The sequence below is a fragment of the Paracoccus zhejiangensis genome, assembly GCF_002847445.1.
GTDB lineage: Bacteria > Pseudomonadota > Alphaproteobacteria > Rhodobacterales > Rhodobacteraceae > Paracoccus > Paracoccus zhejiangensis.
In genome coordinates, this window is sequence record NZ_CP025430.1 from 2543143 (window position 1) to 2569572 (window position 26430).

Here is a 26430-nt window from a genome sequence, read left to right on the forward strand (position 1 = left end):
GTTTTCCGCTGTCCGCCCCCTATGGCCCGAACAGCGCCGCAAATCCAGTGGCATCCGCCGGTCGGGGCCGGGCGCTGCCCCATGCCCGGACCCGGTGATTGCACCGGTGCGCCCCGCGATTTACCATGGGCGCACGCCTCGCCACGAGAGGGTTGGGACATTCCCGGACGGAGACCCCGATGAGCAACTTTCCTGTCGACATGGATGTGAAACCCGAGGTGACGGGCTTCTTTGACGAGGCCACCAACACCATCAGCTATGTGGTCAAGGACCCGGCCAGCCCGGCCTGCGCCGTCATCGATTCGGTGATGGATTTCGACTATGCCTCCGGCCGGATCACCTATGACCATGCCGATGCGATCATCGCCTTCATCCGCGACCACGGCCTCCGGCTCGACTGGATCATCGAGACCCATGTCCATGCCGATCACCTGTCTGCCGCACCTTATATCCAGACCCATCTGGGCGGAAAGATCGCCATCGGCGCGCAGATCCTGATGGTGCAGGAGGTCTTTGGAAAGATTTTCAACGAGGGTACCGAGTTCCAGCGTGACGGCAGCCAGTTCGACAGGCTGCTGATGGATGGCGACAGCTACAAGGTCGGCGAGATGGACTGTTTCGCACTCGCCACCCCCGGCCACACGCCCGCCTGCATGTCCCATGTGATGGGCAATGCCACTTTCGTCGGCGATACGCTGTTCATGCCCGATGGCGGCTCGGCGCGGGCGGATTTTCCCGGTGGCGATGCCGGCACGCTCTATGACAGTATCCAGCGGGTGCTGGCCCTGCCCGATGCGATGCGGCTGTTCATGTGCCACGATTACGGCCCGAATGGCCGCGAGATCCGTTGGGAAACCACGGTGGGCGAGGAAAAGGCGCATAACATCCATGTCGGCGGCGGCAAGACCAAGGCCGAGTTCGTCCGCTTCCGCACCGAGCGTGACGCCACGCTGAACATGCCCCGGCTGATCCTGCCCTCGCTGCAGGTGAACATGCGCGCGGGCGAGTTGCCCACGGACAAGGATGGAAGGCCGATGCTGAAGGTGCCGGTGAACGGGCTCTGAAGGCGCTCAGCCGCCGGCCGCCAGCCGGGTCTGCGACAGTTTCAGCAAGCCCTTCTGCAGCAGGATGAAGACCAAGAGCAGCACACCGATGACGATCTTCGTCCACCAGCTGGACAGCGTGCCGTCAAAGACGATGTAGGTCTGGATCAGCCCCATGGTCAGCACGCCGACCAGCGTTCCGAACATGTAGCCCGCGCCCCCGGTCAACAGCGTGCCGCCGATGACCACGGCGGCGATGGCCGTGAGCTCGGTCCCCACGGTCGCCAGCGAATAGCCCGAGCCGGTATAGACCGAGAAGACGATGCCCGAGAGCCCGGCCATCAGCCCGGAAAAGCCATAGACCAGCATGGTCGTGCGGCCCTGCCTGACGCCCATCAGCCGCGCCGTGGCCTCGCCGCCGCCAAGCGCATAGACGCTGGCGCCGAAGCGGGTCTTGTGGGCGATGATCATGCCGGCCAGCACGGTCAGCAGCATCACCACCCCGATCAGCGTCAACCGCCCCTTGCCCGGCATCAGCCAATAGGCCTTCTGCAAGGTGGTGTAAAACGGATCCTGGATCGGCACCGACTCGATCGACAGCATATAGGCCGCGCCGCGCGCAAGGAACATGCCGGCCAGCGTGACAATGAAGGCCGGCATTGCCAGCCGGTCGATCAGGAACCCCATCGCCGCGCCGAAAGCCGTGGTCAGCATCAGCAGCAGCACAAAGACCACCAGCGGATGCAGCGCGGTGTCGCGCAGGACCACCGCGATGAACACACCGGAGAAGGCGATGACCGAGCCAACCGACAGGTCGATCCCGCCCGAGAGGATCACCAGCGTCATGCCCACCGCGACAATGCCCAGATAGGCATTGTCGGTCAGCAGGTTGCCGATGACCCGGGTGGAGAGGATGTTCGGGAATTGCAGCCAGCAGAGCAGGTAGGCCACGAGGAAGATCACGATGGTCGCGTAAAGCGGCAGGGCGCGGGTGTTCATGACTGGCTCCTCTCGGCAGCCCGCGCCTCGCGCCCGGCCCGCTGGCTCTCGCGCCAGAGTCGCCATTCCGTCGCGATGCGCGGCGATTGCAGCACGAGGATCACCAGAACCAGCCCGGCCTTGATGACGAGATTGTATTCCGAGGGGAAGCCCGCCAGCAGGATGCCGGTATCGATGGTCTGGATGATCAGCGCGCCGATCAGCGAGGCGATGATGGAAAACCGCCCGCCCAGCAGCGAATTGCCGCCGATGACCACGGCAAGGATGGCGTCAAGTTCCAGCCACAGCCCGGCATTGTTGGCGTCCGCCCCGCGAATGTCGGCGGTGACGATGATGCCCGCCAGCGCAGCGCAAAGGCCGGCGGCGATATAAGCGGCGATCAAGAGCACCGTCGCATTCACCCCGGCCAGCGCGCTGGCCCGGCGGTTGATGCCTATGGCCTCGATCAAGAGGCCAAGGGCGGTGCGGCGCATCAGCAGGGCGACGGCAATCCCGGTGGCGAGCCAGATCCAGGCCGGCACCGGCAGCCCCAGAACCGAGCCCGAGCCAAGGAAGGCCAGACCCGGATCGGTGAAGGTCAGGATGCGGCCCTCGGTGATCAATTGGGCGATGCCGCGCCCCATGGTCATCAGGATCAGCGTGGCGACGAAGGGCTGGATGCCGACCACGGCGACCAGAACCCCGTTCCACAGCCCGGCCAGCGCCCCGGCTGCCAGCGCCAGCATCAGCGCAGGCAAAAGCCCCCAACCCCCGGCAATGGCCCATGCAGCCACCGCGCCGCAAATGGCCATGGTGGTGCCGACCGACAGGTCAATGCCGCGCGTGGCGATGACCAGCGTCATGCCCACCGCCAACAGGGCCACCGGCGCCACCCGCTTCAGCACGTCGATCAACGGCCCGACCAGCCTTCCGTCAGTGACCGAGACGTTCAGGAAGCCGGGAAAGAAAACCATAACCAGCGCGACCAGCAGGGCCAGCGCGATCAGTTGCGGGGCGAGGCGGGTCAGGATGCTCATGCGGCCTCGCCCTCACCCTTGCTGTCGCTTTGGGCGATGGCGCGCATGATCTCGGCGCCGGTAACGCGGCTGCCCGACAGCTCGGCTACATGACGGCGGTCGCGCACCACGATCACCCGGTCGGCCACGGCGACCAACTCGTCGATCTCACTGCTGATGACCAGAACCGACATGCCGGCATCAGTCAATTCGTGGATCAGCCGCAGGATCTCGGCATGGGCGCCGACATCGATGCCGCGCGTCGGCTCGTCGAGGATCAGGAAACGCGGGTTCATCGCCAGCCAGCGGGCCAGCACCACCTTTTGCTGATTGCCGCCGGACAGATCGCCGATGGCCTTCTCGCGGCCCGAAGTGCGGATATCCAGCCGCTTGATATAGTCATCGGCCAGCCGGTTCTGCTCGGCCCGGCCGACCGGCCGCGCCCAGCCCCGGCGGGCCTGCAGGCCAAGGATGATGTTCTCGCGGATCGACAGGTCGGCGACGATGCCATCGGTCTTGCGATCCTCGGGGGCGAAGCCGAATCCGGCGGCAATGGCGGCGCGGGGCGAGTTCAGGTCCAGCGCCCCCTGCGGGTCGCGGGCGGTGCCCGAGGCCGGGTGTAAACCGAACATCAGTTCCGCGCTTTCCGTCCGGCCCGAGCCCAGGAGCCCCGCGAGACCGACGACCTCGCCCTGTCCCACGGTCAGGTCAAAGGGCGCGATCAGCCCGCGCCGCCCGAAATTCTCGAAGGCCAGCAGATCGGGGCGCCCGACCGGCCCCTCCTCGTTCGCAAGCTCCTCCACCTCATGCTCAAGCGCGCGGCCCAGCATGTGTTCGATCAGCCGCACCTGGTCCAGATCGGCGGTGCGTTCGGTCACGATCTTGCGGCCATTGCGCAGCACCGTCACGCGGTCGGTCAGCTCGAACACCTGATCGAGAAAATGCGAGACGAAGATGATGCCCAGACCGCGCTCCCTGAGTCCCCGCACCACGTCAAAGACCATCTCGACCTCGCGCGCGTCCAGACTGGCGGTCGGCTCGTCGAGGATCAGCACCTTGCCCGACAGGGCGACCGCGCGGGCGATGGCGATGATCTGCTGGATGGCGACGGAGTAGCCGCCCAGATCGCGGTCCACATCTAGCTGCAAACCGTAGTGACCCAGCATCTCGCGCGCCTCGGCCCGCATCGCGCGGCTGTCGATCAGCCCCCAGCGGCGCGGCTCGCGCCCGAACATCAGGTTCTGCGCCACGGTCAGGTTCGGCAGCAGGTTCACCTCCTGATAGACCGTGCCGATGCCCAGATCCTGCGCCTCGACAGTCGAGCGCGGGGCGATCTCGGCCCCGTCCAGCGTAACCGTGCCGCCGTCGCGGTGATAGGCGCCGGTCAGGCATTTGATCAGCGTCGACTTGCCCGCCCCGTTCTCGCCCAGCAGCGCATGAACCTCGCCCGCCGCCAAATCGAAATCCACGGCATCCAGCGCCCGCGTGCCGGGGAAAGACTTGGTCAGGGACCGGATGGTCAGAAGCATGGGGCCGCCTTCCTGCGATGAGGCCGGGACCGCATCAGGATGCGGCCCCGGCCTTTTGTCATCAGTAGCCCAGGCCCTTGCGGGCCTCGTATTCAGCCGCCGGATCATCCGCCTGCGTATAGAGCTTCGATTCCGTCTGGATGAACTTCTCGGGCATGGTGCCATCGGCCCAATAGGCCGCCAGCGCGTCGAAGGCGGGGCCGGCCATGTTGGGGGTCAGTTCGACCGTGGCATTGGCCTCGCCCGCCGCCATGGCCTGGAAGATATCCGGCACGCCGTCGATCGAGACGACCAGAATATCCTTGCCCGGCGCCAGCCCGGCCTCCTTGATCGCCTGGATCGCGCCAACGGCCATGTCGTCGTTATGGGCGTAAAGCGCGCAGATATCCTTGCCGCCATTCTCGGCCTGCAGGAAGCTTTCCATCACCTCCTTGCCCTGCGCGCGGGTGAAATCGCCGGTCTGGCTGCGCACGATGCTGAGATTGACATGGTCCTTGATGGCATTCTCGAAGCCGGTCTTGCGGTCGATGGCGGGGCTGGATCCGGTGGTGCCCTGCAACTCGACGATGCGGCATTCGCGGTCGCCGACCTCGTTCACCAGCCAGCCGCCCGCCACCTCGCCCTCATGCACAAGGTTCGAGCCGACGGCGGTCAGGATCAGCTCGTCGGAACTGTCGACCTGCCGGTCCAGAAGCACGACCGGGATCTCGGCCTCCTGCGCCTCTTCCAGCACCGCGTCCCAGCCCGTCGCCACGACCGGCGCCAGCAGGATCGCATCGACCCCCTGCGCGATGAACGACCGGATCGCGGCGATCTGGTTTTCCTGCTTCTGCTGCGCGTCCGAGAATTGCAGCTGGATGCCGCGTTCCTCGGCCTGCGATTTGGTCAGCGTCGTCTCGGCCGCGCGCCAGCCCGATTCCGAACCGATCTGCGAAAAGCCGACCGTCTCGCCCTCGGCCAGCGCGGCCCCGGCGGTCAGTGCCATGAGGGCGGCACCGGTCATCAGAAATGTCTTCGTCATCTTATCCTCCCTTGGTGTTCCGTTCGATGGGTCGAAGGATCGCCGGACAGATCAGCGGTCCCGTGACCGATGGCGGGACAGTAGCAAGGGAGGGGCAGCGATTGAAAATTACATTATCTGCAAGTTATATGATCGATTTGCTATGCGACGCCACCCTGACGCGACCGGATTGGCATTGCTGGGGGCGACCCGGGCGCGGTCAGGCCCGGCCCGGACGCAAGAGCCAGGCGATCAGCCCCGCCATCGGCAGCAGCAGGATCGCGGCGATCAGGAAGGTGGTGGAATAGCCGTAAAGCTCGACCAGCGGCTGCACCACCAGAGGCGACAGGAACTGTCCGAGAAACAGCGCCGTGGTGACCGTGCCGGTGACCGCGCCGCGCCGCCGCTCGGGCGCGGCGTTCAGCGCCGAGACCACGAAAGTCGGCATGACATAGCCAAGCCCCAGCCCGATCAGCAGCGCCCCGATACGCACCATGGCCAGCGTCTCGCCCGAATGCAGCACGAAGAAGCCCCCGGCGATGATCAGGTAGCCCAGAGCCGGTGTCAGACCGATGCCCAGCCTGCCGCGCACCGTGGCAAAGCTGATCGCGGAAATGCCGCCGGTGATGGTCAAGAGCGCCATGGCCTGCGCCGAGGCGGCGGGCTCGGGATGGCCGATGCTGACCAGATAGAAGGGGATCTGGGTGGGGATGATGTAGAAGATCGTCAGCGTCAGCGCCGACATGACCGAGATGATGGCGACGAGACGCGGCCAGTCGGCATTGCCCTCGGCCCCACCGCCGGTGGCCTCGACCCTTGAGCGGTCAGGTTCCGGCAGGGCGCGCCAGAGGAAGGGCAGGTAGGCAAAGCCAAGCGCGTAGATCAGGAAGGGCAGGCGCGGCGAGATGCCGGCCAACCAGCCGGCCAGCGCGATGAAGACGAAGCCGCCCAAGTTGGTCGCGCCCATCTGCCAGCCCATGAAGCGCCCGCGCATCGGCCCGGCGAAATAATCGCCGACCAGCGCCGATTGCGTGGTCATGATCAGTGCGACGGCCAGACCCAGCACCAGACGGCTGGCCAGAATCCCCTCGAGACTTGGCAGCACCGCCCCCAAGGTTCCCGAAATGGCATAAAGCACGATGCCCGCGAGCAGCAGCGGCCGGCGACCAAAACGGTCCGAGGCCATGCCGACGAAGGGCGCGGCAATCGCCACCAGCAGCGAGGGCGCGGTGACCAGCAGCCGGGTCAGTAGCCCGGCATTCGGGGTGTCGGCAAAGCTCGCCTCCAGCCCCGGCAGGGCGGGGGTGATGGTGGCATTCGACATGATCGTCAGGGTCGCCGCCAGCAGCAGCGCCCAGACCTTCGGATCGGCCGCCATCGGGCGGACCGCCGGGTTGTCCTGAATCGTGGTCATGGTCTGTCCTTCGTCCATCGCCGCCCGCCCCCCGCGCACATTGCAGGGGCCGGGTCGGGTGTCAGTTCGCGGTCAGTGCGTAGGACCCGGCCGCGCGCAACCGGCCCAGATAGAGGTCAAGGAAATCCGGCGGCACCGCGCCGGCGACACTGGGACGCGCGGCCAGCGCCTGCCGCCAGGCCTGCAACTTCGGCAGGTCATCGGTCACGCCAAGATGCCGCACCGTCTCGAGCGCGTCGAGCTGGCGGAAGGCAGGGGCAAAGACCGCGTCAACCGCCGAGAATTCGGCCCCGGCGAAGAACGGACCGGCGACCTCGGCCTCGAGCGGCTGCAACCGCGCGATCAGCGCCGTCCGCGCCTCGGTGAAGCCCGCCTCGTCCCTGGCCTGCACCAGCTTCCACAACTCGCCCAGCACCGAGCCGGCATATTCGACCCAGGCCCTTTGCCGGGCACGGTCCAGCGCATCCTCGGGAAACAGCCGCTGTCCCGGCAGGGTCTCGTCCAGATATTGCAGGATGACCGTGCTTTCGAACAGGATCACCGGTTTTTCACCCGCCCGCTCGATCTTCAGCACCGGCACCTTGCCCAGGGGCGAGATCTGGAGAAACCAGTCGGGCTTGTTGGCAAGATCGACATGGATCACCTCGTACTCGACCCCGCGCTCGCGCAGCGCGATCACCGCGCGCTGGACATAGGGGCAGGTCGGAAAGCTGATCAGCGTCAGTTTCGGCGCGGCTTCGGGGATGGCGCAGACGCCATCCACGCAAACCCCCGCATCCGCGCCAAGGGAAACCAGCGGCCCGTTCATGCGGCGCCCCCGCGTTCGGATTGCACCTTGCCAAGCGCCTGCAGGAACAGATCGGCCTCCTGCGCGCCCGACAGCCCGTATTTGCCGTCGATGACAAAGAAGGGCACGCCGCTGATGCCATAGGCGGATGCCTGCGCCTTGTCTTCGGCCACCGCCTTGGCGAAGGCGCCCGATTGCAGCGCGGCCTCGGCCTCGGCGCGGTCCAGCCCGATCTCTGCGGCCAGATCGGCAAGGTCCGCGACATGTCCGACATGTTTGCCCTCGGTGAAATAGGCCTTGAGCAGGCGTTCCTTCATCTCGGCACCCTTGCCCTTGGTCTCGGCAAAGTGGATCAGCTCATGCGCCTTGGCGGTATTGGTGACCTTGATGTCATCGAGGTGATAATCGAGCCCCTCGCGCGCGGCGAGACCGGTGATCTGCTGGTCCATCTGCCGCACCTGCTCGGGCGAGGCGCCCAGATGCTGCGCCAGATACTCGGCATGGTTGCCGGAGTAGTCCACGGGCGAGGCCGGGTTCAGCTGATAGCTGTGCCAGTTCACCTCGACGGGCGCGCCGTCGAAACGGTCGAGCGCTGATTCCAGCCGCCGCTTGCCGATATAGCACCAGGGGCAGGCAATGTCGGACCAGATGTCGATCTTGATCGGGTTGGCCATGGTCTTTCCTTTTTCGTTCAGTCAGGCGGCAAGCGGCACGCCAAGCGCCGCCTGCAATTCTTCGCGTCCCAGTGGCGCGCCGAAAACCGGCGTGCCGATGGCAAAGCCCCGCGCCGCGTCCAGCGGCCCGGCATCCACCGGGTCGAACCCCAGACGGTCGATCACGCGGGCCAGCACCGCCCGCGCCCCGGCATCATCGCCGGCAATCGCCATCGCCCGGCGCTCGGGATCGCCCGCGGGACGGGCCTCGCCATCCATCTCGTGATAGCCGAGATGGTTGAAGGCTCGCAGCAGCCGCGCGCCCGCCAAATGGTCGGCGATCACCGCGCTGCTGGTGGGCACGCCCTCGAATTCCGGCAGGGTGCCATCGGTCTGCGCCCAGTAGTTCATCGCATCGACGACGATCTTGCCCCTGAGCGCGGCTGGGTCAAGGCTGCGATATTTCGACAGGGGCAGCGCCAGAATGACGATGTCGCTGTCCGCCATCACCTCGGCGGCGCTGGCCGCAACCGCGCCCGGTGCCACGAATTGTAGCACCAGCGCCATCTCGCTGGCCGGGCGGGACGAGGCGATGCGCACCTCGTACCCCGCCGCCAGGGCGCGGCGGGCAATAGCCGTGCCCACCCGCCCCGCGCCGAGAATGCCGATCATCTTTGGCTCGGTCATGGTTGCCTCCTTCAGACGGTCTCGGCCGGCGCTTCAGCCTTTTCGGCCAGCGCGGCATCGACCAGCGGTTTCACTTTGGTCCCCAGCAGTTCGATCGAGCTGAGGAAGTCCTTCTGCGCCAGCTGCCCCAGATCCATCTGGAAGAAATGCCGGTCGTGACCCATCGCGCCATGCAGCGCCACGATCCGCTCGGCGATTTCCTCGGGGGAACCCACGAACAGCGCCCCCTTGCCATTGGCATCGCGGTCAAAGCCCGCGCGCTGCGGCGCCGGGAAGCCCCGGATCTCGCCCAAGGCGCGGAAGGCCTCGTGATAGTGGTTCCACCACAGATCCTTCGCGGCCTGCGCGTCCTTGCCGACAAAGCCGGGGCTGGCCACCGAGATGCGCACATCCGCGCCCGGCACCTTCACCTGCTCGACCGCCTGACGATAGAGGTTGGCCAGCGGCGCGAAGCGTTCGGCATCACCGCCGATGATGGCATAGCTGACCGGCAGACCGGCAATGGCCGCGCGGACGGTCGAGTTCGGGTTGCCCCCGGTCGCCAGCCAGATCGGCAGCTTGCCGTTCTCGGGCCGGGGCACGACCAGCGCCTCGTTCAGCGCGGGACGGAACTTGCCTTCCCAGGTCACCTGTTCACTCTCGTTCAGCCGCAGCAGCAGGTCCAGCTTCTCGGCATAGAGATCGTCGTAATCGTTCAGGCTGTGGCCAAAGAGCGGAAAGCTCTCGGTCGAGGAGCCACGACCGGCAGTGATCTCGGCCCGGCCATTCGACAGCGCGTCGAGCGTGGCGAATTGCTGGAACACCCGCACCGGGTCATCGGTCGACAGCACCGTCACCGCGCTGCCCAAGAGGATATTCTTCGTGGTCGCCGCCGCCGCGCCAAGGATCACCGTGGCGGCCGAGGCCGGCATTTCACGGGTATGGTGTTCGCCGATGCCAAAGTAATCCAGCCCGACCTGATCGGCCAGCTGGATCGCTTCCAGCAGGTTGCGCTGTGCCTCTGCCGTGCTGCCCAACTCACCCGTCTCGGGGTTCCGCTGCACGTCGCCAAAGCTGTAAACGCCAAGTTCCATTCTCTGTCCTCCATCATCAGCGGCTGAAAATTCTTTCGGCTTCGCTGGTATAAATTTGTAACTTGCACCTATATTGATACTGAAATCCGGGACGCAAGAAGGCACACCGATGTTACCTGATCCAACCGATGGCCCCGACCACATGCTCGACGCCTGCCGCCCTGTCCGCCTGACCCTCAGCCGGATCGGAGACAAGTGGTCGGTGCTGATCGTCATGGCGCTGTGCGGCGGGCCGCGCCGCTTCAACGAATTGAAACGCGCCATCGACGGCATCTCGCAGCGGATGCTGACCCTGACGCTGCGCGGGATGGAGCGGGACGGGCTGATCAGCCGCACCGTCCACCCGACAACCCCGCCCCGCGTCGAATATGCGCTGACCGATCTGGGCCGCACCCTGCGCGAACCGATCGAGGCTTTGGGGCAATGGGCGGTCGAAAACGAATCCCGTATCCGCGCGGCACAGGAACGGTTCGACGCGGCGGGCTGAGCGCCTCGCCCCATGCGGGTATTGCCCGACACCAAGCCGGTATTGGACTTCGGGGGGTGGAAACGGCGATCTTTCAGGGAAGGAAAGACAGCCAAGGACCATCGCCATGACCCAGATCGACCGGATCGAAACCACCCTCGTCGACATCCCGACGATCCGCGGCCATGTGCTGTCGATGACCACCATGCGCTCGCAGGCCATTGTTCTGGTGCGCGTCCGGTTCTCGGATGGTTCGGTCGGACTGGGCGAAGGCACCTCGATCGGCGGCATGAGCTATGGGCCGGAAAGCCCCGAAAGCATCAAGCTGGCCATCGACAGCTATATCGCCCCGCTGCTCGTCGGTCAGCCGGCCGATGACGTGATCGCCGCGATCACGCTGGTCGAGAAATCGGTGCGCGGCAATCCCATCGCCCGCTGCGCCGTCGAGATCGCGCTGTGGGACGGGCTGGCGAAACGGCTGAACACCTCGGTCGCGCAGGTCTTTGGCGGCCCGGTCCGCCGCGCCATGCCGGTCGCCTGGACGCTGGCCAGCGGCCGTTCGGAGACCGATATCGCCGAGGCCGAGGAGCTGATCGCCACCCGCCGCCACAACATCTTCAAGCTGAAGATCGGCAAGCGCCCGGTGCGCGAGGACCTGGCCCATGTCGAGGCCATCGCCCGCGCCGTCGGTGACCGCGCCAGCATCCGCGTCGATGTCAATCAGGCGTGGAGCCTGACCGATGCCCGCCGCGGCCTTGCCGGGTTGCAGGCCATCGGCTGCGAACTGGCCGAACAGCCGATCCGCATCGGCGATCTGGCCGCTTTGCGCGCCCTGACCGCAGGCACCGAGGTCGCGGTCATGGCCGATGAACAGTTGAACGGTCCCGCCGATGCACTGGCCGTGGCCGCCGCCCGCGCGGCGGATGTCTTCGCCGTCAAGATCGGCCAGTCGGGCGGGTTGAAGCGCGCCGCCGAGGTCTGCGCCATCGGCGATGCCGCCGGCATCGGCCTTTACGGCGGCACCATGCTGGAATCGGGCCTGAGCACCGCCGCCGCCGTGCAGCTTTTTTCGACGGTGCCGCATCTTGACTGGGGCACCGAGCTGTTCGGCCCGCTTCTGCTGACCGACGAGATTCTGGCCGAGCCGCTGACCTATCGCGATTTCTCGGTGCTCCTGCCCGAAGGACCGGGCATCGGTGTTACGCTGGATGACAGCAAAGTCGATTTCTACCGGCGCGACCGCGCCCGCAGCCTTCACGCCGTTTCCTAGGCCAACAAGGCGCCACGAAGACCGGCACATCATCGCCGGATAACCGCAGCAACCCGGCGCCGGACCCCCCGGACGCCAACGGAGGAGACTTGCCATGTTCACACCTGAATCCCTTGACGAGCTGGAAGCGCGGCTTGACGGCATCGTCCAGGACGATCCCGAAAACGGCATCTTCCGCGCCCGCCGGGACATGTTCACCGATGAGGAACTGTTCGAACTCGAGATGAAGCACATCTTCGAAGGCAACTGGATCTACCTGGCCCATGAAAGCCAGATCCCCAACCCGAACGACTATTTCACCGTCAACATGGGCCGCGTCCCGGTGGTCATCACCCGCGACAAGACCGGTCAGCTGCACGCGCTGGTCAATGCCTGCTCGCATCGCGGCGCCATGCTGTGCCGCTTCAAGCGCGCCAACAAGGCCACCTTCACCTGCCCCTTCCACGGCTGGACCTTCGCCAATACCGGTAAGCTCTTGAAGGTGAAGGACCCGCAGGGCGCCGGCTATCCCGAACAGTTCGACTGCGACGGCAGCCACGACCTGACCAAGGTCGCCCGCTTTGAAAGCTATCGCGGCTTCCTGTTCGGCAGCCTGAACCCCGATGTCTCGTCGCTAGAGGAGTATCTGGGCGAAGCCCGCAAGATGATCGACATGGTCGCCGACCAGTCGGAAGAGGGGCTGGAGGTGCTGCGCGGCAGCTCGACCTATACCTATGACGGCAACTGGAAGCTGCAGGCCGAGAATGGCGCCGACGGCTATCACGTCTCGGCCGTGCACTGGAACTATGTCGCTACCACCGCACGGCGCGGCAAGGAGACCGAGGACAAGATCAAGGCCAATGACGCCTCGAAATGGGCCAAGCAGAAGGGCGGCTTCTACAGCTTCGACAATGGCCACCTGCTGCTGTGGACGGTCTGGGCCGATCCCTCGAACCGCCCGCTCTACCCGCATCGCGAGGAGCTGGTGCAGAAATACGGCGAGGCCAAGGCCGACTGGATGATCTCCTATCTGCGCAACCTCTGCCTCTATCCGAACCTGTTCCTGATGGACCAGTTCAGCAGCCAGCTGCGCGTCTTCCGGCCGATCTCGGTCGACCAGACCGAGGTGACGATCTACTGTATCGCCCCTAAGGGCGAGAGCGCCGAGGCCCGCACCCGCCGCATCCGCCAGTACGAGGACTTCTTCAACGCCTCGGGCATGGCGACCCCGGACGATACCGAGGAATTCCGCGCCACGCAGCGCGGCTATGCCGGCGGCCGTTTCGCCAAGTGGAACGACCTGACCCGCGGCGCCAAGCAGTGGATCACCGGGCCGGACGAGGATGCCAAGGCCATCGACCTGAACCCGATCCTGTCGGGTGCCCGCACCGAGGACGAGGGCCTCTTCGTCATCCAGCACAGCCAGTGGGTCGAGCGGATGCGCGACGCCATCACCGATGAACGCGACGCGATTGCCCCCGTCGCCCAAGCCGCGGAGTAACTGACATGAGCGATACCATCGACATCGACCGCCCCGCCCGCGCCCTGACCTTCGACCAGATCCAGGCCTTTCTCTATGCCGAGGCCCGCGCGCTGGATGACCGTCAATGGGATGACTGGCTGACCTTCTATCACGACGATTGCGATTTCTGGATGCCGGCCTGGGACGACTTCGACAAGCTAACCGAAGACCCGCAGTCCGAGATTTCGCTGATCTACTATGCCGACAAGTCCGGCATCCGCGATCGCGTCTTCCGCATCCAGACCGACCGCAGCTCGGCCACCAGCCTGCCCGAGCCGCGCACCAACCATAACCTCTCCAATATCGAGATCATCAGCCAGAAGGACGGCATCATCAAGCTGCGCTTCAATTGGCAGTCGCTCAGCTATCGCTACGCGGTGACGGACCAGCACTGGGGAACGTCCTTCTACACCATCGACGCCAGGGGTGAGCGTCCGCTGATCACCTCGAAGAAGATCGTTCTGAAGAACGACCACATCCACCATGTGATCGACGTTTATCACATCTGACCTGAACCCTTAGCCATTGACCCAGCCACCCGCCCGGACATCCGGGCGGGACCGGGGGAGGAGACACCATGACCTACCAGATTGCACTCAACTTCGAAGACGGCGTGACCCGCGTCATCGACTGCGACGAGGACGAACTCGTCATGGACGCCGCTTTCCGCGCCAAGATCAACATCCCGATGGATTGCCGCGACGGCGTCTGCGGCACCTGCAAATGCTTCGCCGAAAAGGGCGAATACGAGATGGGCTTCTATCTCGAAGAGGCCATGACCGAGGACGAGGCCGGCGAGGGCTATGTCCTCTCCTGCCAGATGACCCCGAAATCCGATTGCGTGGTCAAGGTGCCGGCCTCGTCGCTGGTCTGCAAGACCGGGGCCGAAACCGTCGCCGCAGAGGTGATCGCGGTCGATGCGCTGTCCGAAACTTCGTTCGGGCTGCGGGTGAAGCTCTCGAAACCCATCGCCTTCCTGCCCGGCCAATACGTCAATATCGGCGTGCCCGGCACCGACCGGCACCGCTCCTATTCCTTCTCCTCGGCCCCCGGCGCCGACGAGGGCAGCTTCCTGATCCGCAACCTCAAGGGCGGCGTCATGTCGACCTGGCTCGGCGAGATCGCCAAGCCCGGCGACAAGCTGGACCTGACCGGCCCGATGGGCGCCTTCTACCTGCGCCCGGTCGAGCGCCCGCAGCTGTGGCTGGCCGGCGGCACCGGGCTGGCGCCCTTCCTCGCCATGCTGGAATCGGTCGCCGTCAGCGGCAGCGACCACCCGATCCGGCTCTACTATGCCGTCACCCATGGCGCGGATCTGGTCGAGCTGGAGCGGATGCAGGCGCTGGCTGACCAGATCGGCAATGTCCAGATCGTCACCATCCTCGCCGCCAAGGACGAGGAGCATGACCGCAAGGGCTTCGTCACTGACCATCTGGGTCTCGAGGATTTCAATGGCGGCGACAGCGATGTCTATCTGTGTGGTCCCCCGCCGATGGTCGAGGCGGTGCGTCAGCACATGGCCGCGCTTGGCGTTGCCCCCGCCAGCTTCCATTTCGAGAAGTTCAACCCGACCGAAACCCCGGCGGTGGCGGCATGAGCGGGCGGTTCGCAGGCAAGGCCATGGTGGTCACCGGCGCCGCCCAGGGCATCGGTCAGCGCGTCGCCGAGCGCGCGGCCGCCGAGGGGGCCGAGGTGCTGATCGTCGACCGCTCGGACCAGCGCGAGGTGGTTGCAGCAGGGATCAACGCCGCCGGCGGCGTGGCCCATGCCGTCAGCGCCGACCTGGAGACATGGGAGGGCTGCGCCGCAGCGATGGCCCGCGCGGCCGAGCTGTTCGGTCGCATCGACATCCTCGTGAACAATGTTGGCGGCACCATCTGGGCCAAACCCTTCGAGCATTACCAGCCGCACGAGATCGAGGCCGAGATTCGCCGCTCGCTGTTTCCGACCATCTATTGCTGCCGGGCGGCGCTGGATTACATGCTGCCCGCCGGCAAGGGGGTGATCGTCAACGTCTCCTCCATCGCCACCCGCAGCCTGAACCGCGTCCCCTATGCGGCGGCCAAAGGTGGGGTTAACGCGATCACCGCATCGCTGGCCTGGGAAGTGGCCGAGCGCGGCATCCGCGTCGTCGCCTCCGCCCCCGGCGGAACCGAAGCCCCGCCGCGCGTGGTGCCGCGCAATGCCAATGCCGCGACCGAACAGCCCGAGGACTGGTACAAGACCATCGTCGACCAGACCACGCAATCGAGCCTGATGAAACGCTATGGCACGCTGGACGAACAGGCCGGTGCGATCCTGTTCCTCGCCTCGGACGATGCCAGCTATATCACCGGCGTGACCTTGCCAGTGGGTGGCGGGGATCTGGGTTAGGCTGAAGCTGCGCGCCCGCCCGAGGCACCGTCAGGGTTTCAGGCGCGCGCGCAAGAGCTCCATCAGCGCGCCGTTCCTCGGCAGCTGGTCGGCCTTGCCCTCCTCGCTCAGCCAATAGAACCGCCCCGGCTTCACATCGGCGGGCAGTTCGTAATCCATGCCGTCCCATTCATCCTCGCGGAAGGCATAGAAGGCCCAATGGCCACCCCGCGCCTCGACCGCGTCGATCACGTCGGTCAGATAGGCGCCGCAATCGGCCCAAAGCCGCATACAGCCGAACTCTGCCGCAACCATGCGCGAGGGTGGCACTGCCTGTGCCTCGGCCCAGTCAAAGGCCGCGCCGATATGGGCTGCGACGGCGGCGCGGTCCCAGACCATCTCGCCTCCGGCATAGTCGGTGCTGACACCCGGATAGCGCAGCGGCTGGTCGCGCTTCATGTTCGGCGCGCTGGTCGCGGCATAGGGTTCGTACATGTGGAAGGCATAAAGCACCCGCTCATCCGCCAGCGCCGCCGGCCACGCCGCCAGCGAGCGCGGATTGGCGAACCAGCCGCCATCCACCATGACCGGGGTGACCGGATCGACAGCCCGGATCGCCGCGATCATGCGGTCATAGAAGGCCGGCAGATCGCGCAGCCCGCCGGCTTGGGCGATCTGCCAGTCGCGTAGCGTGTCGGCAGGCGCGTTCTCGGCCACGCCGCCGACCTTCTCGGGCGCCGGTTCGTTCAGGATGTTATAGCCCGCTACCGCCGGATGGTCTTTCAGCGCGCCGGCAAGATCGACCCAGAACCGGGCGGCCTGATCCTGGTAGGCGGCATCGCTCCACAGCCGGTCGTCATAGACGCCGCCATTCTGTTGCGACCAGCGCCGGCCCGGCAGGCTCAGCGGCGCCAGCACCACCTTGATCCCGGCAGCATCGGCGGCATCCAGCACCTGCCGCAACTGTGCCAGATCCTCGGACACAAGACCGTCATAGCGATCCGCATCGCCGATCAGGAAATCACGGCCCTGCCCTGTCCATTTGCTGAAGGTCAGCCGCACCCATGTCGCGCCGGTTTCGGCAAGCGCGCGGAAATACTCCGCATCCTGCGGCACGGCATTGAAGCCGTTCGCGCCGTATTGCGGGCTGTCCCAGAAGCCGATCAGGTCGGCAGCGGCGACCGGCTGTGCCAGCGCCGCCGCGATCAGGGCAGCCGGCAGATGCGGAGTGATGCGGAAGGTAAACATGTGAAAAGGCCCCTGACCAAAGAATGTCAGAGGCCTTTTGCCAGCCTTACGGCGGAAAGGGAAACGATCACGCCGCCTTGCGCGCCACCTCCTGCGCGATCTTGGTGAACTTGTGGACATGCACGCCCTGCTCGTCGACGCGGTGGTTGATCGACAGGGCGGTGGTGCCAAGCTCGGGGTCGAGGCGGTGGAAATGGATGCCGTTCCGCGGCGCCGAGGCCACCGATTCCGGCACGATGCACATGCCCTCGCCGATGGCCACGAGGCTCAGCGCGGTCTGCAGGTCCATGGTGAAGACCCGGCTTTTCGCCTCGAGCCCCTGTTCCTCGATCAGCTTCAGCACGAAATCGGCGTAAGAGGGGCGCGGGAATTCCGGGTAGAGGATGAAATTCTCCTTGGCATAGTCCTGCAGGTTCACCGGCCCGTCGCCCTTGACGTCGAAGCTTTCGGGCATGGCCACGACCAGCGCCTCGTCGATCAGCTTGCGGGTGACGAATTCCGGGTCTTCCAGCGTCGGGCGGGCAAAGGCCACATCGACCTCGCGCCGGATCAGCGCCTTGTGCAGATCGGCATTGTTCATCGGCATCAGGCTCAGCGACACGGCGGGATGGGCGGCGCGGAAGGCCTTGATGATGCTCGGCAGAAGGCCATAGGACGAGGAGCCGACAAAGCCGATGCGCAGCCGGCCGGCCGCCCCTTGCCCGATGCGGCGGATCTCCAGCTGCATGTCCTCGATCGCAGCCATCGTCTCGCGGCCACGCTCATAGAGGCGATGCCCGGCCTGGGTCAGGGTGATGGCGCTGCGCGAACGGTTGAACAGCAGCGCACCCATTTCCTGCTCGAATTGCTGGATCTGGCGGCTCAAGGGCGGCTGCGCCATCCCCAGACGCTCGGCGGCGCGACCGAAATGCAGCTCTTCGGCGACGGCGAGGAAATAGCCCAGACGGCGCAGGTTCATTTCCATGACGCGCCCTCCGGCTGACGGTTGTCCTGGACCGGCTGGATCTGCGCCAGCACGGGCGTCAGCGTTTCGCAGGTCTTGCCCTTGCTGCAGCTGTCGCAATCCTTGGTGCACGCGCCGTGGCGATCCGTCGTGGTGGCTGGCTGGGTCATGGTCGATCCTCCTCTTGCGCCCGGCCCTGTTGATACCTTTCGGATCGGTTGGTCAGGCGGCTCTAGCTCCCACAACCCAAATAGCTTGTGAGGGGAGGGAATTCCCAATATCGTCTGAATCGGTTCAATACCTAAAAGGTATGGCGTTGAAGCTGCACCAGTTGCATTACTTCGTGACCGTCGCGCGCGAGCGGAATTTTACCCGCGCGGCCGAGCGGCTGAACATGGCCCAACCGCCGCTGAGCCGGCAGATCCACCAGCTTGAGGAAGAGATCGGGGTGCAGCTGATCCAGCGCGGGTCGCGCCCGCTGCAGCTGACCGAAGCCGGAAAGCTGTTCTTCGACCAGGCGGTAATGGCGCTGGATCATATCGAGCAGATGACCGAGATGACCCGCCGCCTCGCCGCCACCGCCCGCACGCGGCTGGGGATCGGCTTCGTCTCCTCGACACTTTACGGCCACCTGCCCGAGGCGATCCGCCGCTATCGCACCGCCCGGCCCGAGGTCGAGATTGCGCTGCACGAGATGACCTCGCTGGAACAGATCGCGGCCCTGAAGGAAGGCCGGATCGATGTGGGCTTTGGCCGCATTCCCCATGGCGATCCGCTGGTCGACCGGGTGCTGATGCGCAACGAGCCGCTGCGCGCGGCCATCCCGGCCAGCGACCCAATCGCCGACCGGCCGGGGCCGTTCAAGCTGGCCGATCTGGCGCATCTGCCGATCATCATCTACCCCAGCGCGCCGCGCCCCAGCTATGCCGATCAGGTTCTGGCGCTGCTGCGCGACCGCGACCTGCGGCCGCCGGTGGTGCACGAGGTCAAGGAATTGCAGGCGGCACTGGGGCTGGTGGCGGCCGAAACCGGCTTTGCGGTGGTGCCGGCCTCGGTCGAGCGGTTGCGCCGCGACAATGTCGTCTATGCCCCGCTGGACGAGGTCGAGGCGAGCTCGCCGGTCATCATGAGCATCCGCAAGGACGACCCCTCGCCGGAACTGGCGCTGCTTCTGCGGCTGATCAAGCGAATGTATCGCGATCACGGCATCGCCTTTGGCGTCTGACGCGGGATCAGCGTGGCGACCAGACCCCGGATCGCAGCCGGCGCTTGGATCTGGGCTGCGCCTTCGACCAGCGCCACGGCGTCTTGAGGCAGCGGCGTGCCATCGACCGAAATCCCGTCACCGAGGGCGAGGACGGCATGGGTCGCGCCAGTGGTGAGGGTCCGGTCGCCCGACAGCGGCAGGACCGATCCGTCGAACCGCGCGCCGTCATGAATCAGGTTGAAGTCGCGCACCGGGCCATCGATCAGCCGGCTGTCGATCGGCAGATCGCCGGAAAAGGCCAAGGGCTGCATCGGCAGCGCCATCATTGTGACATCGGGCGTCTGCAACACCAGCCCCGGCCCCTCAATCACCGTCAGGATGCGCGAGAGGCCCGGAAACGCCGAAAACGGGCCGTCCGATCCCACCTCGGCAATCGACAGCCGCCACTGCAACTGGCCCTCCCGCTCCTGCCGCGCAATCTCATGGGTGACGCCGCCGCCGTTTTTCCACTGCTGGGTCTGGAAGTCTTCCGGTCGGATCAGGCGCATGGCGGTCTCGTCGGGCTGAGGGGCTGGTAACGCCCGCAGACTAGTCATCGCCGCCAGCCTCGTCAAAACGCCGATCAATAGGTCTCGACATGCATCCGTCCCTCTTGCCGCAAGGCGCTGCGGATCGCGGGCCAGTCCAGCCCATGCGCGGCGCTGATGCGCCCGATCGCCCCCTCCACGCCCGCCTCAAGCCCCTTCAACCCGCAGACATAGAGATGGGTCGAGGGTTTCGTCAGCAGCCCGGCGACCAGTTCGGCCCGCCGTTCCAGCCGGTCCTGAACATATTCATGTTCTTCAAGATTCACCCGGCTATAGACCAGTTCGCGATGCAGCTCGGTCTGAAGATAGCGTTGCAGCGGTCCGAAATAGGGCAGCTCCTCGGGCGTGCGGGCGCCGAAGAACAGGAACAGACCGCCCGGCCCCTGCGGCGCGGTGCGGCGGCGGCGATGTGTGAAGCCGCGGAAGGGCGAGACGCCGGTGCCGGTGCAGATCATCAACAGATCGGCCTGCGGATCATCTGGCATCAGGAAGGTCGCGCCGAAGGGGCCGACCACATCGAAGCTGTCGCCAAGCGCCCGGTCGCAAAGCCAGTTTGAGGCCACGCCCGTCACCCCGTCGCCGGCAATGCGCTTCACCGTCAGCGCCATGTTGTTGGTATTCGGTCGCTCCCCGTCGCGCGCGCTGGCGGCGGAATAAAGCCGCATCTCGTGCGGTCGGCCCTGCGCGTCGAGGCCGGGCGGCACGAGGCCGATGCTTTGCCCCTCGAGATAAGAAAACGGTTCGGCGCCGAAATCGAGGATGATGTGATGCACGTCGGAATTGCAGCCCTCGGCGGTGATGCGGCTGTTGCCGACCACCGTGGCCCGCGCGGGGGCGGCGCGGGTGAAGGCGTTGATCCGGGGTTTCGAGGCCGAGGCCGGCGCGCGCGCCGCCCCGCCAAGCCCCTGATGGGCGATGGTCAGGATGCGCGTGGCCTCGTCGTCGAAGGCATCGGGCACGGCGCGCTCAAGCTCGGGCTCGGGCTGGGGCAGGATGGTCCATTCATGCTGCTCGGTCAGGGTGAAGGGCCGGGTGACGTTGAACCAGTTGTCGATGGCCCCGGTCGGACAGGGGCGGACGCAGCGCATGCAGAAGTTGCAGATATCCGGGTCGACCACGTAATTCGCCGCGTGCGAGATCGCGCCGGTCGGGCAACGGGTCTCGCAGGTATTGCAGCGGATACAGATTTCCGGGTCGATCAGATGCTGCCGCATGGCCTCCTCCCCTGTCCAGCGGGTGCCTAGATCGCGGCTGCCAGATCGAACACCTCGGCGGTCGCCAGTTCGTTCAGCTTGGCATTCCGCGCCCGTTCGACATTCAGCGCCTTCTGCAGGTTTGCCGCCGCCTCGTCATTGGCCCAGGCATTGGCCCATGCGGTCAGGGTCACGAAACGGGCGATCTCGTAATGCTCGACCGCCTGCGCGCAGGCGATGATCCCGGCATCCTGCACCGGACCCTTGCCGCCGGTCTCGCGGATGACATCCTCGGTCTCTTGCAGAAGCCCAAGGATCGCCTCGCAGGTGACACCCTTCACCGGCTCGCCAATGGCGGCGAAGGTGCGTTCCAGCCGCTCGATCTGGTCGCGGGTCTCGGCGATATGCTCGGTCAGCGAGGCGCGCAGCTTGTCGTTCTGCACCGCCTCGACCACTTCGGGCAGGATCTTCAGGATCTGCTGTTCGGCGTAATACATGTCCTGCAGGAAATGCAGGAACAGGTCTCTGAACGTCTTCATGGTTACTCCTCCGTGATGAAAAGGGCGGCGCGCCCGGGGGCCGGACGCGCCGGTAGAGTCTGGCGGATCACACTAGCGCGGGCACCAGACCCAGAATGCGGCGGGCCTGTTCGACCGTGGCGACCGGGCGTTCGTAGCGGTCGCAGAGATCGACCACGCGCTTGACCAGCGCCGCGTTGGAAGGTGCCAGCCGGTCCTTGTCCAGCCGGACGTTATCCTCGAGTCCGGTGCGGGCATGGCCGCCCGAGGACACGCACCATTCGTTCAGCGTCAGCTGATGCGAGCCGATCCCGGCGGCGCACCATTCGGAATCCGGTGCCAGCCGCTCCATGGTGCGGATGTAGTAGTCGAACACGTCGCGATCGACCGGCATGGCGTTCTTCACGCCCATGACGAACTGCACATAAAGCGGCCCGGTCAGGCGGCCATCGCGGCGCATGGCCACGGCCTGATGGATATGGCCCAGATCGAAGGCCTCGATCTCGGGCTTCACATGATATTTCTGCATCTCGCCGGCCAGCCAGTCCACCAGGTCGGGCGGGTTCTCATAGACCCGGCTGGGGAAATTGTTCGAGCCGACCGAGAGGCTGGCCATGTCGGGGCGCAGGCTCAGCATCGCGCCGCGGGTCTGGCCGGCACCCGACCGGCCGCCGGTCGAGAACTGGATGATCATGCCGGGGCAATGACGCTCCAGCCCCTCTTGCAGCAAGGCGAACCGCTCGGGGTCCGAGGAGGGGGTGGCGTCATCATTGCGCACATGGGCATGAACGATCGAAGCCCCGGACTCGAAGGCCTCTTGCGTCGATTCGACCTGTTCCGAGACCGAGATCGGCACCGCCGGGTTATTGCCCTTGGTCGGCAGCGAGCCGGTGATGGCGACGCAGATGATACAGGGTTTCTGGGACATCAGGCTTGCTCCTCGGCGCGCTCGATTGCAGGAACGCGCATCCGCTGAAGCGCGTCGATGAAGAAGGGGCGGAAACCCTCGGGATGTTCGCTCATCGGGAAATGGCCCAGCTCGTCCATCACCGTGACCGTCGCACCGGGGATGGCGCGGGCGGTGCGCTTGGCATCCTCGGGGGTGCAGGTCAGGTCATAGGCGCCGACGAGAATGTGAACCGGGGTGCGAATCGTGTCGATCTGGTTGAGCCGCCCGATCAGGCTTTCGTCGCGGGTGTAGAAGCTGAGATCGCCCCGGAACACGCCCGGCCCCGATTGCATGAACATCCACAGTGTATTCCAGCGCTCCTCGGCGGGCGCATAGGGCGAGATATTGGCCGAAACCAGCGCCGCCCCCATCTCGCCGCCATGGGCATCGGGCCGATGGAACCAGTCGATGTCATACCAGGCGCCCTGAAAGTCCGAGGCCTCGATGGCGATGAAGCCCGAGAATCGGTCGCCATGCAGCGCCGCCAGTTGCAGCGCGATGCGCCCGCCCATCGAACAGCCGGCCAGCAGCGGCCGGTCAAGGCCCAGCCCGTCGACCACCGCCAGAACGGTGGCAATGTAAGCCTCGGTCGTCAGCAGGTATTCTTCGGTCTCGAACCCCTCGGGCGGCAGGGACTTGCCATGCCAGGGCATGTCGAAGGCGATCAGGCGATGGTCGCGCGTCACCTCGGCATCGTTCATCAGGTGCCGCCACTGGCGGGTATCGGCGCCGGCGGTATGCAGGCACAGGACCGGGCGGCCCTGCCCGGCCTCCTCGACATAGATGCGACGCGGGGCGCCCTCGACCTCGACGGTGTAGTAGCGGCCGGTGATCGGCTCGGGGCGGGCGGGGTTGATCTTGGTGGTCATGCGGAAACCTCCTTGCGCGGGATGGCCAGGACTTCCTTGAAGAAGCGCAGGTTCTTCACCAGCGCGAGGATGTCGCCGTCGATGCGGGCGCGGCCAATGGTGACGAGGCCGAAAATGTCGTGGAAGGCGGGCTTGGGCCGGGCCTGCCAGAATTCCTCCAGCGCGGCGCGGTCGGTGGTGATGGCGAAACGCCACGGCGTCTTGCGGCTGGGTCCGGGCTGGATCTCGGCCAGATGGCCCTTGTCGAAGGTCAGGTAATATTCATCACCGTCAACCTTCAGAAGCACGGTATCATTGATCAGGCGCCCGAGGCGCAGAAGATGCGGGCTGTCGTCAAGCTGCGACTGCATCCGCGTGAGAAATGGCAACATGGGGTCCCCCGGATTGTGATGGCAGGTGCTGTCCCCAGAGTGGCGTTTTGCGCCCCTGCCCGGCAATGTCCGGGTCGGTATCCGGTGATACCCATGGAAAGCTCGCCCCGGCCCGGCGTTCCGAGGTCGCGGTATCGCCCGATACCAAGCGGTGCATTGGGTCGAGGCCCCGGCTTTGTCACATTCAACGGGTCATCCACCGGGATTGCCCGGGACGATCCGAATAGACCCCGTATCCACCTTATCTGGGAGAGAGACCTTGGGAACCGTAACGCTTGAAAACATCACCGACGTCGTCATCGGCTCACTGGGCCAGAACGGCGAAATCACCACCCGCCAGCGCGAGATCATGACCTCGCTGATCACCCATCTGCACGGCTTCTGCAAAGACGTGAACCTGCAGATCGACGAATTCCTGGCCGCCTGCGACTACCTGGCCCGTGCCGGCCAGACCACCGATGACAAGCGGCAAGAATTCATCCTGCTGGGCGACATCCTGGGCGTCGAGGTCCTGGTCGACATGCTGAGCAACCCGGTCACCGGCGGCGAAAGCACCTCGACCGTGCTTGGCCCCTTCTATCGCGACAACCCGACAGTCCTGCCCGCCGGCGCCTCGACCGTGCAGAAGCATTTCGACGGCGAGGAATCGGTTCTGGTCGAGGGTGTCATCACCGACGACCTGGGCGAGCCGCTGGAAGGCGTGCTGATCGATGTCTGGGAAGACGCGCCGAACGGCCTTTACGAGAACCACGACCCCGACCAGCCCGATTTCAACCTGCGCGGCCGCTTCAAGACCGACGCCAAGGGCCGCTATTCCTTCGTCGCCCTGCGCCCGGTTCCCTATCCGATCCCGGAAGACGAGACCGCCGGCGAGCTGCTGCGCTTCATGGGGCACCACCCCTATCGCCCCGGCCATATCCACTTCATGATCCAGAAGCCCGGCTACCGCTCGCTGATCAGCCAGATCTTCGACAGCTCCAGCGAGTATCTCGATAATGACTCGGTCTTCGCGGTGAAAGACGACCTGATCGCCGAGTTCGTGCCCACGCCCGATGCGGCGCAGGATCTGCATGTCCAGTTCGATTTTGCCCTGAAGCGCGAGAAGGTTCTGGTTGACGCCTGATCCCCTGATCGTCTGAAACCCGAAAGCCCCCGCCCCGAAGCGGGGGTTTTCACAAGGCCCGGGACCCATCGCCGCGGCCCGCCTGCCCTTCACTCCACACCCTCACAGCGCCCAACGCGGGACCGAGATCATCGGCCCCCGGATGCGCATATCCAAACCCCGGAGGAGACCCCATGTCACACCGCACGTTCGACGTGCAGGAAGTGGTGAATACCAACACCACCCGCCTGTCCGCCTTCCAGAAGCGCGTCATCTTCCTGTGCTTCCTCGTCGTCGCCATTGACGGTTTCGATACCGCCGCCATCGGCTTCATCGCCCCTTCGCTGAAAGCCAGCTGGGGCGCCACGCCCGCCGAGCTGGCCCCGCTGTTTGCCGCCGGGCTGTTCGGCCTGATGGCCGGCGCCTTCGTCTTCGGCCCGCTGGCCGACCGCTTCGGCCGCAAGCCGGTGCTGACGCTGACAACGATCTTCTTCGGCCTCGCCACGCTGGCCTCGGCCTTTGCACCCGACATCCAGACGCTGACCATCCTGCGCTTCATCACCGGCCTCGGTCTTGGTGGCGCCATGCCGGCCTCGATCACGCTGACCGCCGAGGTCTGCCCGGACAAGCGCCGCTCGTCCTTGGTGACGCTGATGTTCTGCGGCTTCACCATCGGCTCGGCCTCGGCCGGTCTCGCGGCCTCGTCGATCGTCTCGACCTTCGGCTGGCAGGGGCTGTTGATCATGGGCGGCGTACTGCCGCTGGCGCTGAGCCCGTTCCTGATCGCGCTGCTGCCCGAATCGCCGCGCTTCCTGGCGACGCGGGGGGCCGAGCCTGCCCGCATCACCGAGGTGCTGCAGAAGATGGTGCCCTCGGCTGACCTGACCAATGCCACCTATACCCGCCCGGTCAAGGCCCCCGGCTCGCCCGTCTCGCAGCTGTTCAAGGACGGTCTCGCTCTCGGCACGCTCTTGATCTGGGCCACCTTCTTCATGAGCCTCCTGGTCTTCTACCTGCTGTCTAGCTGGCTGCCGCTCTTGATCACCTCGGCAGGGTTCACGCTGGAAAAAGCCTCGCTGATGGGTGCCACGCTGGCCGCTGGCGGCACGGTGGGCGCGATCCTGATCGGTCGCCTGATGGACCGGTTCGAGCCGCACAAGGTTCTGGCGCTGGCCTATCTGGTTGCGGGTGGCTTCGTGATCCTGCTGGGCAATGCGGTCAGCCAGCCCTGGCTGCTGGTTCTGGCGATCTTCGGTGCGGGCTTCGGCGTTGCCGGGGCGCAGGTGGGTGTCAACGCGCTGGCCGCCGGCTTCTACCCGACCACCAGCCGGGCGACCGGGGTGTCCTGGGCCAATGCCGTGGGCCGCACCGGCTCGGTCCTTGGCTCGATGGTCGGCGGCGTGCTGCTGTCGCTTGGCTGGGACCTGCCGACGGTCTTTGCCGCCGCTGCCGTTCCCGCGATCCTGGCCGCCGTCGCCATGTTCGCCAAGTCGCGGCTGACCCGCCCCGCCGCGCCTGTTGTCACGGCCAAGCCCGTCCAGGCCTGATCCCGATACACGACCAGAGCCGGCCGCGTCCCCATCCGGGCGCGGCCGGTTTCTTCTTGCGCAGCGATCCTCTTTGACACCACCCCTGCAAGAGCGCGCCAAAGTTCAGCGCCTCCGGTGATCTTCA

General features: G+C 65.8%; 28 protein-coding genes. 10 read left to right on the plus strand and 18 right to left on the minus strand.

The genetic code is table 11. The annotated features are described in order from the left end of the window. The first annotated feature begins 179 nt into the window (after positions 1-179). Positions 180-1064 carry an MBL fold metallo-hydrolase gene (locus CX676_RS12320; RefSeq protein WP_101752886.1) on the plus strand — a complete coding sequence of 295 codons (885 nt, stop codon included), beginning with the start codon at positions 180-182 and terminating at the stop codon, positions 1062-1064. 6 nt (positions 1065-1070) lie between these two features. On the opposite strand, the gene yjfF is transcribed toward CX676_RS12320, so the two are convergent. From yjfF to CX676_RS12365, 9 genes are all read right to left on the minus strand, one after another. Next, positions 1071-2042, minus strand: a complete 972-nt coding sequence (gene yjfF, locus CX676_RS12325; protein ID WP_101752887.1) for a galactofuranose ABC transporter, permease protein YjfF — start codon at positions 2040-2042, stop codon at positions 1071-1073. Further along, positions 2039-3058, minus strand: coding sequence for an ABC transporter permease (locus CX676_RS12330; RefSeq protein ID WP_101752888.1), 1020 nt, complete (start codon positions 3056-3058; stop codon positions 2039-2041). The genes yjfF and CX676_RS12330 overlap by 4 nt, the downstream gene beginning before the upstream one ends. Beyond that, positions 3055-4566 (minus strand): sugar ABC transporter ATP-binding protein, encoded by a 1512-nt coding sequence (locus tag CX676_RS12335; RefSeq protein ID WP_101752889.1) that lies wholly within the window; start codon positions 4564-4566, stop codon positions 3055-3057. Before CX676_RS12335 ends, CX676_RS12330 begins: the two co-directional genes overlap by 4 nt. 61 nt (positions 4567-4627) lie before the next feature. Then, positions 4628-5587: a galactofuranose ABC transporter, galactofuranose-binding protein YtfQ gene (gene ytfQ, locus CX676_RS12340; RefSeq protein ID WP_101752890.1), complete on the minus strand. Its 960-nt coding sequence runs from the start codon at positions 5585-5587 to the stop codon at positions 4628-4630. A gap of 199 nt (positions 5588-5786) precedes the next feature. Further along, positions 5787-6980 (minus strand): MFS transporter, encoded by a 1194-nt coding sequence (locus CX676_RS12345; RefSeq protein WP_232816442.1) that lies wholly within the window; start codon positions 6978-6980, stop codon positions 5787-5789. Positions 6981-7041: 61 nt separating this feature from the next. Then, entirely contained in the window at positions 7042-7788 is a 747-nt protein-coding gene (locus CX676_RS12350; RefSeq protein ID WP_101752891.1) for a glutathione S-transferase family protein, read from the minus strand. Next, the gene (locus CX676_RS12355; RefSeq protein WP_101752892.1) at positions 7785-8441 is read right to left on the minus strand and encodes a DsbA family oxidoreductase; all 657 of its coding nucleotides are present in this window, start codon (positions 8439-8441) and stop codon (positions 7785-7787) included. The genes CX676_RS12350 and CX676_RS12355 overlap by 4 nt, the downstream gene beginning before the upstream one ends. Positions 8442-8462: 21 nt before the next feature. After that, positions 8463-9107: an NADPH-dependent F420 reductase gene (locus CX676_RS12360; RefSeq protein ID WP_101752893.1), complete on the minus strand. Its 645-nt coding sequence runs from the start codon at positions 9105-9107 to the stop codon at positions 8463-8465. 11 nt (positions 9108-9118) lie between these two features. After that, positions 9119-10180 carry an LLM class flavin-dependent oxidoreductase gene (locus tag CX676_RS12365; protein ID WP_101752894.1) on the minus strand — a complete coding sequence of 354 codons (1062 nt, stop codon included), beginning with the start codon at positions 10178-10180 and terminating at the stop codon, positions 9119-9121. 109 nt (positions 10181-10289) lie between these two features. On the opposite strand from CX676_RS12365, the gene CX676_RS12370 reads away from it, so the two are divergent. The 6 genes from CX676_RS12370 to benD all read left to right on the plus strand — a co-directional run bounded on the left by CX676_RS12370 (position 10290) and on the right by benD (position 15790). Continuing rightward, entirely contained in the window at positions 10290-10667 is a 378-nt protein-coding gene (locus CX676_RS12370) for a winged helix-turn-helix transcriptional regulator (protein ID WP_232816443.1), read from the plus strand. A gap of 106 nt (positions 10668-10773) precedes the next feature. After that, positions 10774-11916, plus strand: a complete 1143-nt coding sequence (locus tag CX676_RS12375) for a muconate cycloisomerase family protein (RefSeq protein ID WP_101752896.1) — start codon at positions 10774-10776, stop codon at positions 11914-11916. Positions 11917-12010: 94 nt separating this feature from the next. After that, positions 12011-13396, plus strand: a complete 1386-nt coding sequence (gene benA, locus CX676_RS12380; protein ID WP_101752897.1) for a benzoate 1,2-dioxygenase large subunit — start codon at positions 12011-12013, stop codon at positions 13394-13396. A 5-nt stretch (positions 13397-13401) separates the two neighbouring features. After that, a complete protein-coding gene (gene benB / locus CX676_RS12385; protein ID WP_101752898.1) occupies positions 13402-13926 on the plus strand; it encodes a benzoate 1,2-dioxygenase small subunit in 525 nt (174 codons plus the stop codon). 68 nt (positions 13927-13994) lie between these two features. Next, positions 13995-15014: a benzoate 1,2-dioxygenase electron transfer component BenC gene (benC, locus tag CX676_RS12390; protein WP_101752899.1), complete on the plus strand. Its 1020-nt coding sequence runs from the start codon at positions 13995-13997 to the stop codon at positions 15012-15014. After that, on the plus strand, positions 15011-15790 hold the full coding sequence (gene benD, locus CX676_RS12395; RefSeq protein ID WP_101752900.1) for a benzoate diol dehydrogenase BenD: 780 nt from the start codon (positions 15011-15013) through the stop codon (positions 15788-15790). Before benC ends, benD begins: the two co-directional genes overlap by 4 nt. A 30-nt stretch (positions 15791-15820) precedes the next feature. Here the strand turns inward: benD and CX676_RS12400 are convergent, their stop codons facing one another. From CX676_RS12400 to CX676_RS22565, 3 genes are all read right to left on the minus strand, one after another. Next, positions 15821-17017 (minus strand): glycoside hydrolase family 5 protein, encoded by a 1197-nt coding sequence (locus CX676_RS12400; RefSeq protein ID WP_101752901.1) that lies wholly within the window; start codon positions 17015-17017, stop codon positions 15821-15823. 67 nt (positions 17018-17084) lie between these two features. After that, on the minus strand, positions 17085-17981 hold the full coding sequence (locus CX676_RS12405; protein ID WP_232816444.1) for a LysR family transcriptional regulator: 897 nt from the start codon (positions 17979-17981) through the stop codon (positions 17085-17087). After that, complete coding sequence (locus CX676_RS22565) at positions 17972-18130, minus strand: hypothetical protein (RefSeq protein WP_157935918.1); 159 nt, start codon at positions 18128-18130, stop codon at positions 17972-17974. The genes CX676_RS12405 and CX676_RS22565 overlap by 10 nt, the downstream gene beginning before the upstream one ends. Before the next feature lie 140 nt (positions 18131-18270). Here CX676_RS22565 and CX676_RS12410 point away from each other — a divergent pair, with 140 nt between their 5' ends. After that, positions 18271-19185 carry a LysR family transcriptional regulator gene (locus CX676_RS12410; RefSeq protein ID WP_232816445.1) on the plus strand — a complete coding sequence of 305 codons (915 nt, stop codon included), beginning with the start codon at positions 18271-18273 and terminating at the stop codon, positions 19183-19185. On the opposite strand, the gene CX676_RS12415 is transcribed toward CX676_RS12410, so the two are convergent. From CX676_RS12415 to CX676_RS12440, 6 genes are all read right to left on the minus strand, one after another. Then, positions 19161-19715, minus strand: coding sequence for a HutD/Ves family protein (locus tag CX676_RS12415; RefSeq protein WP_157935919.1), 555 nt, complete (start codon positions 19713-19715; stop codon positions 19161-19163). The two genes, CX676_RS12410 and CX676_RS12415, sit on opposite strands and share 25 nt — an antisense overlap. A 74-nt stretch (positions 19716-19789) precedes the next feature. Continuing rightward, positions 19790-20968, minus strand: coding sequence for a benzoyl-CoA 2,3-epoxidase subunit BoxA (boxA, locus tag CX676_RS12420; RefSeq protein WP_101752904.1), 1179 nt, complete (start codon positions 20966-20968; stop codon positions 19790-19792). A gap of 26 nt (positions 20969-20994) precedes the next feature. Further along, positions 20995-21486, minus strand: coding sequence for a YciE/YciF ferroxidase family protein (locus CX676_RS12425; RefSeq protein ID WP_101752905.1), 492 nt, complete (start codon positions 21484-21486; stop codon positions 20995-20997). Positions 21487-21553: 67 nt separating this feature from the next. Then, positions 21554-22393, minus strand: a complete 840-nt coding sequence (locus tag CX676_RS12430) for a BKACE family enzyme (protein ID WP_101752906.1) — start codon at positions 22391-22393, stop codon at positions 21554-21556. Then, the gene (locus CX676_RS12435; protein WP_101752907.1) at positions 22393-23283 is read right to left on the minus strand and encodes an alpha/beta fold hydrolase; all 891 of its coding nucleotides are present in this window, start codon (positions 23281-23283) and stop codon (positions 22393-22395) included. Before CX676_RS12435 ends, CX676_RS12430 begins: the two co-directional genes overlap by 1 nt. Next, positions 23280-23654 carry a hypothetical protein gene (locus CX676_RS12440; protein ID WP_101752908.1) on the minus strand — a complete coding sequence of 125 codons (375 nt, stop codon included), beginning with the start codon at positions 23652-23654 and terminating at the stop codon, positions 23280-23282. Before CX676_RS12440 ends, CX676_RS12435 begins: the two co-directional genes overlap by 4 nt. A gap of 259 nt (positions 23655-23913) precedes the next feature. On the opposite strand from CX676_RS12440, the gene CX676_RS12445 reads away from it, so the two are divergent. Together CX676_RS12445 and CX676_RS12450 are read left to right on the plus strand one after the other, a co-directional pair. Beyond that, entirely contained in the window at positions 23914-24777 is an 864-nt protein-coding gene (locus tag CX676_RS12445; protein WP_101752909.1) for a dioxygenase family protein, read from the plus strand. Positions 24778-24950: 173 nt separating this feature from the next. Further along, positions 24951-26303: an MFS transporter gene (locus tag CX676_RS12450; RefSeq protein WP_101752910.1), complete on the plus strand. Its 1353-nt coding sequence runs from the start codon at positions 24951-24953 to the stop codon at positions 26301-26303. The last annotated feature ends 127 nt before the right edge of the window (positions 26304-26430 follow it).